Raw genomic sequence first — 12872 nt, 5'->3', positions numbered from 1 at the left:
ACCGACTCAATCCGAGCCAGGCGAAAGCGGGCAGGTTGGTCCGACGAATACGCCAGAGCCATCCTCGGCCAAATGCGATAGCCCTGCGCCGTGGTCGCAAAGCCATGGCGAAACGCCCGATGGTTGGGCATACTCCCGCCGGTTTTCGCATAGGTCCGCGCCGCCGCCAGGGCTTGAACGCCTCAGAGGGACGGACGGACTCACCTGGGAATTGGGGCCTGTCTCGTATGCTGCGTGCGCTCGCGCGTGTCTGTGCCGTCCTTGTCGCGTCGTCCCTTCCCGTTTTGGCCGCCGATCCTCCGGCGGAACCGGTGCCGTTCGGCGTCGCCGGGGTGGAGGTCGTGGCCGAACGCGATGTGGCGCAGGCCTGTTTCGCCTTCACCGACCGTCTGGAGCGGGCGCGCGTGGTGAATTTCCGCGATTATGTGGACATTTCGCCGTCGGTTGACGTTCTGGCTGTGGCGCGCGACCGCAACCTCTGCGTCGATGGCCTGCAGCACGGGCAGAAATACAGGATCACGCTGCGCGATGGCCTGCCCGGTGTGGATGGCAAACGCCTGCCCGCCGCCGACAGCCGCGAGGTGGAGGTGCCGAACCGCAAGCCGTCGCTGGCCTTCCGGGGCGCTGGCTACATCCTGCCGCGCGTCGGCGGGGACGGGCTGCCGCTGCGCTCGATCAATCTGGACCGGGCCAAGCTCCAGATCCTGCGCATCGCCGACCGAACGCTGGTCGAAAAGATCTATTTCGGACGCATCGCCCAGCAGATGACCGATTTCGACGTTGGCGAGATCCTCGACCGCTCCGGGCAAGAGGTCTGGCGCGGCGACATGGGCATCGCCAACGCCCCCAACAAGGCCGTCACCACCGCCTTTCCCATCGACGCCGTGCTGGGCAAGCTGGAACCCGGCGTCTATGTCGCCGTCGCCGGTGTGGACGAGATCAAGCCCGGCGGGTGGGAGCAGAAGGCGACCCAGTGGTTCGTCGTCTCCGATCTGGGGTTGAACACCATCCTGGGCGGGGATTCGCTGGTCGTCTTCGCCCGCTCGGTCGACACCGCCGCCCCCGCCGCCGGGGTCGAACTGCGTCTGGTCGCCCGCAACGGTGCCGAACTGGCCAAGGTGCAGACCGGCGAGGATGGTTTGGGCCGATTCGATCTGGCCGCCCTGCGCGCCGCCAGCGCCGAACCACCGCAGGCGCTGTTTGCCGTGCGCGGGGCCGGGGATTTCGGCGTGCTCGACCTGACCGGCGGGACCGCGCCGACCGAACAGGCCGCGCCGACTCCGCCGACGGCTCCCGTCGCCACCGCAGCGGCGACGCCCGTCCGTCCGGTTGCCCTGCCGCCCGGTCTGGACGCCTTCATGTACACCGAACGCGGCATCTACCGGCCCGGCGAGTCGGTGCACGTCACCGGCCTGCTGCGCGACGCCGACCTGAACACGCTGCCGGGGGCCAAGCCCCTGACCCTGCGCCTGTGGCGGCCCGATGGATTCGAGGTGGAGCGCCGCAGCCTGACCGACGCCGGGGCCGGAGCCTACGCCACCCGCGTCGATCTGCCGATGAACGCCTATCCGGGATCCTGGAGCGTCACCGCCCATCTGGACGGGGAGGGGGGGGGGCCCGGTCCGGCCTTGGGCCGGGCGGAGTTCCTGGTTGAGGATTTCGTGCCGCCGCGCATCGACGTGGCGTTGACCGCTCCCTCCAAGGAGATCGGTGCCGACGGGACCACCGCCTTGACCGTGGACGGGCATTTCCTCTATGGCGCGCCCGCCGCCGGGCTGCCGGGGGAGTTGTCGGTCACGCTGCGCGCCGCCGCCAACCCCTATCCCGACTTGCCCGGCTACCGTTTCGGTCTGGCGCAGGAAGACATCAAGCCGACCCGTGTCGATCTGCCCGGCTTCAGCACCGACAACGCGGGCAGTGCCACGATGGCCGTGCGCCTGCCGAAGATCCCGGACAGCACGCGCCCGCTGGAAGCGGTGTTGCGCGCCACCCTGATCGACATCGGTGGCCGTCCGGTTGGCCGCGATCTGGTGTTGCCGGTGCGCCATCAGCCCTTCGCCATCGGGGTCAAGCCGCGTTTTGAAGGCGACGGCGTGCCCGAAGGGGCAACCGCCGGGTTCGACGTGGTCGCGGTCGGGCCGAACGGCAAGCCGCTGGACAGCGCCGACCTGTCCTATGAGCTGTTTGAAGAAGAGTACGAATACGCGTGGTTCGAGGCCAACGGCCATTGGGACTACAAAGTCACGGTGCGCGACCAGCGCGTGACCGGTGGGACCCTGACCACGACCGCCGCCGCTCCGGCGGCGGTGGACGCGCCGGTCACGGCGGGCCGTTACCGGCTGGAAGTGTTCGACGCCAAGAACGGCGTGTCCACGAGTGTCCGGTTCGCCGCCGGTTGGTGGATGACGCCGACGGCGGGCGAACGCCCCGACGAGGTGGACGTCACCGTCATGCTGCCCGCCTACAAGGGCGGTGACACGGCGTGGGTCTATGTGAAACCGCCCTATCACAGTCAGGTTCTGGTGGCGGTCGCCGACCGTGCGGTGACGCACGCGGTCAGCCGGGCCATCGGGCCGGAAGGGGCCTTCCTGGAGATTCCGGTCGCCGCGAACTGGACCGGCGGGGCCTATGTCCTCGCCACCGCCTTTTCCACGCCCGACCCGCAGGCCAAGGGACCGCCGCGCCGCGCCGTCGGCTTGTCCTGGCTGGCGGTCGATCCGGCGGCGCGCTCGCTGGGGGTGCGGCTCGCCGCACCACAGGAAGCCGAACCCCGCCGCAGCCTGACCGCCGAGGTGTCGGTGGACGGCGTGCCGGAAGGGCAAAGCGCCTTCGTCACCGTCGCGGCGGTCGATGAATCGGTGTTGCAAGTGACCGGGCAAGGCACGCCCGATCCGGTCGCCCATTATCTGGGCAAGCGTCGCCTGGGGGTGGAACTGCGCGATTCCTTCGGGCGTCTGATCGACCCCGCCGGTCTGGACAGCGCCCGCCCGCGCGGCAACGAGCAGACCCGCCTGCGGCAAATCTCCGGTCTGGTTCCGCCCAAATCGGAACGCGTGGTTTCGCTCTTCTCCGGCGTGCTGCCGGTCGGGCCGGGCGGCAAGGTGACGGTTCCGTTCGACGTGCCCGACTTTCAGGGTCGTCTGCGCGTGATGGCGGTGGCCTGGAGCGGTGGCAAGCTGGGCAGCGCCGACGCTTCGGTTCTGGTGCGTGACCCGCTGGTGGCTGATCTGGCCTTGCCACGTTTCCTGACGCCGGGGGATGTGGCCGAGGCCGTCGTCACGCTCGACAATCTGAACGGCGCGTCAGGGGCCTATCGGGCCACCCTGAACGCGGAAGGGGCCGTGACCGTCACCGACGGCAGCCCGTTGGAGATTCCCGCCTTGCCGCGCGGCAAGCGGGCGACCGTCGGGCGGGTGCTGACCGCCACCGCGATCGGAACCGGTGTGGTGACGTTGGATGTGACCGGTCCGAACGGGTTGCGCGTGACCCGGCGTTGGGACGTGATGGTGCGACCCGGCGGTCCGCTGGTGACGCGGCGCAACAGCGCGCCGCTGCCGACCGACCGCAACCTGACGGTTCCGGCCGACATCGGTTTTGGCCTGCGCCCCGACAGCGTGGCGATCACCGCCCAGGTGGCCCCGTTGCCGGACCTGGACGTGCCGGGCCTGCTGCTGGCGCTGGACCGCGCCGGTGTGGGCGGGGCGGAGCAGACCGCCAGCCGCATTCTGCCGCTGCTGTCGATGGGCGACATCGCCGTCGGCTTGGGCCTGTCCACCGAAGAGCGGCTCAAGATCCGTGTGCAGCGTGGGTTGGAACGCCTGTTGACCTTCCAACGGCCCGATGGCTCCTTCTCGCCCTGGTCGGCGAAGGGGGATGCGGACCCATGGCTGACCGCCTACGCGCTCGACACGCTGGGGCGGGCCAGGGCGGCGGGGTACCGCGTCTCCGACCAGCCTTATCGCAAGGGGTTGGAATGGCTGAAGCTGGCGATTGACAACGCATGGGTGGAAACCCCCGACCTGCCGGGCCGCGCCTACACGCTCTATGTGCTGGCGCGGGCCAAGATGGTCGACGCCGGGGCCGTGCGTTACTTCCAGGAAACCTATTGGGACCGGCTGCAGACCGATTTCGGCCGGGCGCAGATCGCCGTCGCCGCCGCCCTGCTGGGCGACGCGCCGCGCGCGACCGAGGCTTTTGCCAAGCTGTCGGGCGCGCGGATGGTCACGGCGTCGCTGCGCGATCACGGCTCTTCCCTGCGGGACGAGGCCGGTGTGGTCGCCCTGATGGCCGAAAGCGGCGTGGTCGAGCGTGACCGGTTGTTCCAGGCCGGGGAGCGGGTGGCCAAGACCTTCACCGCCGTGCGCGCCACCAACCCGCAGGAACAGGCGTGGCTGCTCCAGGCGGCCAAGGCGTTGATCGACCGAGCCGCGCCGATGAAGCTGACGGTTGGCGACCAGACCGTGGAGAACGCCAAGCCGCTGTTTCTGCGTGTCGAAGGGGGGCAGTTGTCGCCGATTCGCAATCTGGGGGCGGACACCCGCCAGACCGTCACCGTGGTCGGTGTGACCGATCAGCTTCCCCCGGCTGAGGAACAGGGAATGACGCTGTCGCGCCGTGTCTATGACATGGCCGGACGTCCGGTCGATCCGGCCGGGGTGCGCCACAACGATCTGTTGGTGGTGGTGCTCGAAGGGGCGGCGGCCGATCCGTTGGAGCACGCCACCCTGATTTCCGATCCGCTGCCCGCCGGGTTCGAGATCGAGAATGTGCGGTTGGGGGCGGGCGGCCCGTCGGGGGCCTTGCCGTGGCTGGGCGAACTGTCGGTCCCCCGTCATCTGGAGTTCCGTGACGACCGTTTCGTCGCGGCGGTCGATCTGAACAAGCAGACCCCGCGTTTCCGTCTGGCCTATCTGGTGCGGGCCGTCACCGTCGGTGATTTCGTTGCACCGGGGGCGACGGTCGAGGATTTGCAGCGTCCACATGTGTCGGCCCGCGTGGCCGGTGGCCGCCTGCGCGTCCTGCCGAACTGAGGCGGGTTACAGATAGCCGTGATCCCGCCGATCCTTGGGTCGGCGGGTCGCGAGCGTCAGAATGGCGATGACGACGGCGAACACGACGGTCATGACGGCGTAGAACAGCAACGCCGCGCCCACCATCACGGTGCCGATCAGCACTGTGAGCAAAATCCCGATGCCCAGCGATACGATGACCCGTGATGACATGGGTGGTCTCCGTTTTCCTGATCGGCGTCCGTTGAAAGTCGGACGGAGTCCGGTCCCGTGTGGCAAAGCCTGCCACAGCGGCGGGTCATGCCCGCATGTGGCGTGCTGTCACTGCGCGGGCGCGCCGCACCCTTTTCCCTTTCCAGCCTGATCCCCCGCTGTTCCCCCGCCCAACCTGTTGGGCGGAAGAGTCATCCGTGTCCTCAACAAGCGTGTTGACAGAGCGCGGGAGACGCCTTACCTTTACGTAAACGTCAACCAAGGGCGTTGGCGGTGGAACGGAGACGGCGCGGTGCAGGCAACGATCGGAACCGGGGCGACGGGATGGGAGGCGGACGACCGCAACCGATCCATCGGCGAACTGGCCGAGGAATTTGGCCTGACCCACCGCACGATCCGCCATTACGAGGATGAAGGGCTGCTGTCGCCGACCCGCGACGGGCAGACCCGCGTCTACAGCCACCGCGACCGCGCCCGGCTGGTGCTGATCTGCCGTGGCAAGCGGCTGGGCTTCAGCCTCGCCGAGATCAAAGAGTTCCTGAATCTGTACGACACCGGCGACGCCCAGATCGAACAGATGCGTTACGCGCAATCGCTGGCCCGCCAGCGGATAGAGGCCCTTGAACGGCAGCTCCAGGACGTTCAGCAGACGTTGAAAGAGTTGCGCCATTTCGACATTCAGATCTCCGAGCATTTGCGCCGAAACGGCACCACGGAGACGCAGCCCATGGAGGAGAAGCTCTCATGAAGTCGGTCGTCATTGCAGGCTACGCCCGTTCGCCCTTCGCCTTCGCCCACAAGGGCGAGCTGACCAAGGTCCGCCCCGATGACATGCTGGCCCGCGTCATCGCGGCGCTGGTGGAGCGCACCGGTGCCAACCCGCAGGACATCGAGGACGTGATCGTCGGCTGCTCCTTCCCGGAAGGCGAGCAGGGCCTGAACGTCGCTCGCGCGATCTCCTTCCTGGCCAAGCTGCCGATCACGGCGGCGGCGACCACGGTCAACCGCTATTGCGGCTCGTCGATGCAGGCGATCCACCAGGCCGCCGGGGCCATCCAGATGGGGGCCGGTGATCTGTTCGTCTGCGGCGGCGTCGAATCGATGACCCGCGTGCCGATCATGGGCTTCAACCCGATGCCGAACGCGGCGCTGAAGAACGCCTACCCCGAAGCGTACTGCTCGATGGGCGTCACCGCCGAAAACGTCGCCAAGAAGTATGGCATTGGCCGCACCGAGCAGGAGGAGTTGGCCGTCGCCTCGCACGCCAAGGCCGCCGAGGCGCAGGCCGCTGGCCGTTTGAACGACGAGATCGTCGGCATCCAGACCCCGGCGGGCCTGATCGAGCGCGACGGCTGCATCCGCCCCGGGACCACGGTTGAAGGCTTGAGCGGCCTGAAGCCCGCCTTCCTCGCCGACGGGTCGGTGACGGCGGGGACCTCCTCGCCGCTGACCGATGGTGCCTCCGCCGTGCTGGTCACGACCGAGGAGTACGCCAAGGCCAACGGCCTGCCGATCCTGGCCAAGATCCGCTCCATCGCGGTGGCTGGTTGCGCCCCGGAGCTGATGGGCCTCGGCCCGATCCCTTCGACGCAAAAGGCGCTGGCCCGCGCCGGTCTGTCGATCAAGGACATCGACATCATCGAAATCAACGAAGCCTTCTCCGCCCAGGCGATCGCCTGCATGCGCGATCTCGACATCGATCTGGGCAAGGTCAATCTGGATGGCGGCGCGCTGGCGCTCGGCCACCCGCTGGGGGCGACCGGTGCCCGCATCACCGGCAAGGCGGCCGCGCTGCTGAAGCGCGAAGGCAAGCAATTCGCGCTGGCCACCCAGTGCATCGGCGGCGGCCAGGGCATCGCCACCGTTCTGGAAGCGGTCTGACGGCGGCCCCGGCAGCAGGGAGGAAACATCCATGAAAATCGAACGCGCCGCCGTGATCGGTGCCGGTGTGATGGGGGCGGGCATCGCCGCCCATTTCGCCAACGCCGGCATTCCGGTCGTCCTGCTCGACATCCCGGCGAAGGAGGGCGACCGCAGCGCCATCGCCCAGGGTGCCGTCGCCAAGATGCTGAAGACCGATCCGGCCCCCTTCATGCATCGCCACAACGCCAAGCTCATCACCACCGGCAATCTTGAGGATGACCTCAACCTGCTGGCCGATGTGGACTGGATCGTCGAGGCGATCATCGAGAATCCGGCGATCAAGGCCGATCTCTACAAGCGCATCGACCCGGTGCGCAAGGAAGGGTCGGTGGTGTCATCCAACACCTCCACCATCCCGTTGAACGTGCTGACCGACGGCCAGAGCGACCGCTTCAAGGCCGACTTCATGGTGACGCACTTCTTCAACCCGCCGCGCTACATGCGTCTGCTGGAAATCGTCGGCGGGCCGACGACGCGGGCCGACGCGCTGGCCGCCATCGCCGACGTCTGCGACCGGCGGCTGGGCAAGGGTGTGGTCCCCTGCAAGGACACGCCGGGTTTCATCGCCAACCGCATCGGCGTCTTCTGGATCCAGGCGGCGGTCAACGCCGCCGTCGATCTGGGCCTGACGGTCGAGGAAGCCGACGCGGTCGGCGGCCGTCCGATGGGCATCCCCAAGACCGGCGTGTTCGGCCTGATGGATCTGGTCGGTCTGGACCTGATGCCGCACATCGCCAAGAGCCTGCTGGCCACGCTGCCAGCCGGTGACGCCTATCGCCAGACCATGCGCGAGCACCCGGTCATCACCAAGATGATCGCCGACGGCTACATCGGCCGCAAGGGCAAGGGCGGCTTCTACCGCGTCAACAAGGCGGGCGGCGGCAAGGTCAAGGAATCGATCAACCTGCAAACCGGTGTCTACGCCCCGTCGGAAAAGTCCCGGCTGGAGTGCGTGACGGCGGCGGGCCGTGACCTGCGCAAGCTGTGCGAACACCCGGACAAGGGCGGCCAGTTCGCCCGCCGCGTGCTGGCCCAGACCCTGGCCTACGTCGCCAACCTGGTCCCGGAGATCGCCGACAGCATCGTCGCGGTGGACGAGGGCATGCGCCTGGGCTACGCCTGGAAGCAGGGGCCGTTCGAGCTGATCGACCGTTTGGGGACCGCCTGGTTTGCCGATCTCTGCAAGGCCGAAGGCATCCCGGTTCCGGCCCTGGTCGCGATGGCGGCGGGCCGGCCCTTCTACCGGGTGGAGGATGGCAAGCTCCAACATCTGACCACCGCCGGTGTCTATGACACCGTTGTGCGCCCCGACGGCGTGCTGCTGCTGTCCGACGTGAAGCGGGCGGCGGGCAAGCCGGTGTGGAAGAACGCCTCGGCCAGCCTGTGGGACATCGGCGACGGCGTGCTGTGCGTCGAGTTCACCAGCAAGATGAACGCCGTCGATGGCGACATCATGGCCGCCTATGGCAAGGCGATGAGCCTGATCGGCAAGGGAACCGGGGCCTGGAAGGCGCTGGTCATCCACAACGAGGCCGACAATTTCTCGGTCGGGGCCAATCTGGGCCTTGCCCTCTTCGCGCTGAACGTCGGCCTGTGGCCGCAGATCGACGAGATGGTGGAAGGCGGTCAGCGCACCTACCGCGCCCTGCGTTACGCCCCCTTCCCGGTGGTGGCGGCCCCCAGCGGCATGGCTCTGGGCGGCGGGTGTGAAATCCTGCTGCACGCCGACCATGTCCAGGCCCACGCCGAAACCTATGTCGGTCTGGTCGAGGTCGGCGTCGGCCTGATCCCGGCCTGGGGCGGCTGCACCGAAATGCTGGCCCGCCACGCCAAGAACCCCAAGGCCCCGCGCGGTCCGATGCCCGCCGTCGCCAAGGCGTTCGAAATCATCAGCACGGCCACGGTCGCCAAATCGGCGGCGGAAGCCAAGGAGCTGCTGTATTTCCGCGCCACCGACGGCATCACGATGAACCGTGACCGCCTGCTGGCCGACGCCAAGGCCAAGGCGCTGGAGTTGGCGGAAAATTACACGCCGCCGGAAAAGGACAGCTTCGTGCTGCCCGGTCCGACCGCGCGCGCCGCGTTGGAATTGGCCGTCGAAGGCTTCGCCCTGCAAGGCAAGGTCACGCCGCACGACAAGGTCGTGTGCGCCGCCCTGGCCGAGGTGTTGAGCGGCGGCGACTCCGACGCCAGCAAGCCAGTGGGCGAAGATCACGTCCTGGGGCTGGAGCACAAGGCGTTCATGGAGCTGGTGCGCACCACCGGAACCATCGACCGGATCGAGCACATGCTGCTCACCGGCAAGCCGCTGCGGAATTGAGGGGGGACTGACCAATGCCGATCTACAAGGCTCCGCTTGAGGACGTGCGCTTCGTCCTCGACGAAATCGTCGGGCTGGACAAGCTGACGGCGCTGCCGGGTTACGAGGACGCCACCCCCGAACTGGTCGGGCAGGTGTTGGAAGAGGGTGCCAAGCTGTGCGAGGAGGTTCTGTTCCCCCTCAACCAGTCGGGCGACGGCGAAGGCTGCCATTTCGAAAACGGCGTCGTCCGCACCCCGCAGGGCTTCAAGGAGGCCTACACCACCTACATCGAAGCCGGTTGGCAGGGATTGGCCTGCGACCCCGCCTATGGCGGGCAGGGGTTGCCGAAGCTGGTCAACATCATGATGGAGGAGTTCATCTGCTCCGCCAACCTGAGCTTCGGCATGTATCCCGGCCTGTCGCTGGGGGCCTACAACGCGCTCGCCACCTATGGGTCGGACGAACTGAAGGACCGTTTCCTCGGCCGGTTGGTCGATGGGACCTGGTCGGGGACCATGTGCCTGACCGAACCGCACAGCGGCACCGACCTGGGCATGATCCGCACCAAGGCGGTTCCGGCGGAGGATGGCTCCTTCAAGATCACCGGCACCAAGATCTTCATTTCGGCGGGCGAGCATGACCTGACCGAAAACATCCTGCATCTGGTGCTGGCCCGCCTGCCCGACGCGCCGGCCGGAACGCGCGGCATCAGCCTGTTCCTGGTCCCGAAATTCATCCCCAAGGACGACGGCACGCCGGGTCCGCGCAACGGTGTGGCTTGCGGTTCCATCGAACACAAGATGGGCATCAAGGCGTCGGCCACCTGCGTCATGAACTTCGAGGACGCTACCGGCTGGCTGGTCGGCGAACCCAACAAGGGCATGCGCGCCATGTTCGTGATGATGAACGCGGCCCGTCTGGCCGTGGGCATCCAGGGGCTGGGTCTGGCCGAGGTCAGCTATCAGAACGCGGTGAACTACGCCCGGGAACGGCTTCAGGGCCGCTCGCTGTCGGGGGTGAAGGCCCCGGACAAGCCCGCCGATCCGATCATCGTCCACCCCGACGTCCGCCGGAATCTGTTGACCGCGCGGGCCTACACCGAAGGCGGCCGGGCGCTGGGCGCGTTGGTCGCCTATCATCTGGACGTGTCGGAGAAGCACCCGGACGCCCGCACCCGTCGTGACTCCGACGAGTTCGTGCAGTTGATGACGCCGATCGCCAAGGCGCTGTTCACCGACATCGGGTTCGAGGCGGGCAACATCGCCGTGCAGGTGCATGGCGGTCACGGCTTCATCTGGGAAACCGGCGTCGAGCAGTATGTCCGCGACGCCCGCATCTGCCAGATCTACGAAGGGACCAACGGCATCCAGGCGTTGGATCTGGTCGGGCGCAAGCTGCCGCAGGACATGGGCCGTTTGCTGCGCCACTTCTTCCATCCGGTTGGCCGCGACATCGAAGCCGACATGGAGAACGAGGAACTGGCCGAATTCGTCCTGCCGCTGGCCAAGGCCTTTGCCAAGCTCCAGCAGGCCACGGCCCTGATCGCCCAGAAGGGCATGAAGGACCCCGAGGAAGCCGGGGCGGCGGCAACCGACTATCTGCGTCTGTTCGGTCTGGTCGCGTTGGGCTGGATGTGGCTGCGCATGGTCAAGGCCGCGCAAGCCAAGCTGGCCGCCGGGGAAGGCAACGCCACTTTCTATGAGGCCAAGATCAAGACCGCGCGCTTCTACATGACCAAGCTGCTGCCGCAGATCAACAGCCTGTTCATCACCATCACCGCCGGGGCCAAGACCCTGATGGAAATGGACGAGGCCGCGTTCTAACGGGCCATTCTAGAGCGCCGTGCCTAAAATGCGGAACGACACGGCGCTCCAAGCTTTTGTTTGTCGATCAGATTCACGCGTGAAATCGATTCCGATTTAACGCGATCTGATCTTGGGGGCGTTCGCTTCCTCCTTCGGGATATGGGCAACTTCAGGGCCGGATGCGGCGCCGCTTGGCGTCTCATCCGGCCCTTTTTCTGTTCCAGCTATTTGCCAGCCGAGTCATGCGGCGTCGTCGGATCACACGTTCAGCAGCAGGTTTTCCCGTTCCCAGGAGCTGATGACCCGGTTGTACGCCTTGTATTCCGCCTCCTTGACGCAGGTGATGGCGTCGATGAAGCGTTCGCCCAGGATCTCTTTCAGCGGCTTGCAGGCGTTGAACTTGGTCAGCGCCTCGCTCTGGTGGCGGGGCAGGGTGAAGGCCAGACGGTAGGCCGATCCCTTGATCGGGTCGTTCGGCTCCATGTTCTGGGTCATGCCGATGTAGCCGCAGGCCAGCGAGGCGGCGATGGCGAGGTAGGGATTCGCGTCGGCCCCGGCCACGCGGTTTTCCACCCGGCGGGCGTCGGGTTGCGACACCGGCACGCGCAGGCCGGTGGTGCGGTTGTCGCGGCCCCAATGCACGTTGATCGGCGCGTCGGAATTGGGGACCAGACGGCGGTAGGAGTTCACGTTCGGGGCCAGCATCGGCATCGCGTAGGGCAGGTATTTCTGCAAACCGGCGATGTGGGCCATGAACAGCGCGCTGTCGCTGCCGTCGGGGTTGGCGAACAGGTTCCGCCCGGTGTCGGCGTCCACCACCGATTGATGGATGTGCATGGCGCTGCCCGGTTCGCCTTGCATCGGTTTGGCCATGAAGGTGGCGTAGATCTGGTGGCGGATCGCCGCCTCGCGCGCTGTGCGTTTGAACAGGAACGCCTGATCGGCCAGTTCCAGCGCGTCGCCGTGGTTGAAGTTGATTTCGATCTGAGCGGCCCCGGCCTCGTGGGTCAGGGTGTCGATGTCGATGTCCTGCTTTTCGCAGTAATCGTAGACGGCTTCGAAGATCGGGTCGAATTCGTTGACGGCGTCGATGCCGAAGGCCTGCCGCCCGCTCTCCATCCGCCCGTTGCGGCCGATGGGGGGCACCAGGGGGTAATCGGGGTCCTTGTTGACCTGGACCAGGAAAAATTCCAATTCCGGGGCCACCAGCGGTTTCCACCCGCGCTCCTCATAGAGCGACAGCACGCGCTTGAGCACGTGGCGGGGCGACATGTCCACCGGACGGCTGTCCGCATACACGCAATCGACGATGACCTGGGCGGTCGGCTCGTCGTACCAGGGGACGAAACGGATCGTCCGTTCGTCGGGGATCATGTAGATGTCGGAATTTTCGTCGGACGTGATGTCTTCGTCCTCGGGGAACTCCCCGGTCACGGTCTGGACGAAAATCGCTTCGGGCAGGCGCAGACCACGGTCGCGCAGAATTCGGAGAAACTTGTCAGCGGGGACGATCTTCCCCCGCGCGATGCCCGAGATGTCGGGCACGAGGCATTCGACTTCGGTGATGCGATTTTTCTTGATGAAGTCTTCCATGAAACCCATGAGATTGGCGGACCGCAC

Annotated in this window: 7 protein-coding genes; 5 read left to right on the top strand and 2 right to left on the bottom strand. The window is 67.0% G+C overall.

The genetic code is table 11. From position 1 onward, the window contains the following. The first annotated feature begins 227 nt into the window (after positions 1 to 227). Entirely contained in the window at positions 228 to 5030 is a 4803-nt protein-coding gene (locus EJ903_RS19615) for an alpha-2-macroglobulin family protein (protein WP_126618614.1), read from the top strand. 6 nt (positions 5031 to 5036) lie between these two features. Here EJ903_RS19615 and EJ903_RS19610 read toward each other — a convergent pair whose 3' ends face one another. After that, on the bottom strand, positions 5037 to 5222 hold the full coding sequence (locus EJ903_RS19610) for a hypothetical protein (protein ID WP_126618612.1): 186 nt from the start codon (positions 5220 to 5222) through the stop codon (positions 5037 to 5039). Between the two features lie 292 nt (positions 5223 to 5514). Between EJ903_RS19610 and EJ903_RS19605 the strand changes: the two genes are divergently transcribed. Genes EJ903_RS19605 through EJ903_RS19590 form a run of 4 tightly spaced genes read left to right on the top strand, consistent with a single transcriptional unit; the run spans position 5515 to position 11270 of the window. Continuing rightward, positions 5515 to 5970 carry a MerR family transcriptional regulator gene (locus EJ903_RS19605; protein ID WP_126618611.1) on the top strand — a complete coding sequence of 152 codons (456 nt, stop codon included), beginning with the start codon at positions 5515 to 5517 and terminating at the stop codon, positions 5968 to 5970. Further along, positions 5967 to 7103, top strand: coding sequence for a thiolase family protein (locus tag EJ903_RS19600; protein WP_126618609.1), 1137 nt, complete (start codon positions 5967 to 5969; stop codon positions 7101 to 7103). Before EJ903_RS19605 ends, EJ903_RS19600 begins: the two co-directional genes overlap by 4 nt. Before the next feature lie 31 nt (positions 7104 to 7134). Continuing rightward, positions 7135 to 9465 (top strand): 3-hydroxyacyl-CoA dehydrogenase/enoyl-CoA hydratase family protein, encoded by a 2331-nt coding sequence (locus EJ903_RS19595; protein WP_126618607.1) that lies wholly within the window; start codon positions 7135 to 7137, stop codon positions 9463 to 9465. A gap of 14 nt (positions 9466 to 9479) precedes the next feature. Then, complete coding sequence (locus EJ903_RS19590) at positions 9480 to 11270, top strand: acyl-CoA dehydrogenase C-terminal domain-containing protein (protein ID WP_126618605.1); 1791 nt, start codon at positions 9480 to 9482, stop codon at positions 11268 to 11270. Positions 11271 to 11510: 240 nt separating this feature from the next. On the opposite strand, the gene EJ903_RS19585 is transcribed toward EJ903_RS19590, so the two are convergent. Continuing rightward, the gene (locus tag EJ903_RS19585) at positions 11511 to 12854 is read right to left on the bottom strand and encodes a glutamine synthetase family protein (protein ID WP_126618603.1); all 1344 of its coding nucleotides are present in this window, start codon (positions 12852 to 12854) and stop codon (positions 11511 to 11513) included. Positions 12855 to 12872: the final 18 nt, after the last annotated feature.

The sequence above is a fragment of the Azospirillum griseum genome (genome assembly GCF_003966125.1).
In the GTDB taxonomy this organism is placed as follows: Bacteria; Pseudomonadota; Alphaproteobacteria; order Azospirillales; family Azospirillaceae; genus Azospirillum; species Azospirillum griseum.
The sequence above is the reverse complement of the archived record's forward strand: the minus strand, read 5'-3'. Positions and strand labels throughout refer to the sequence as shown.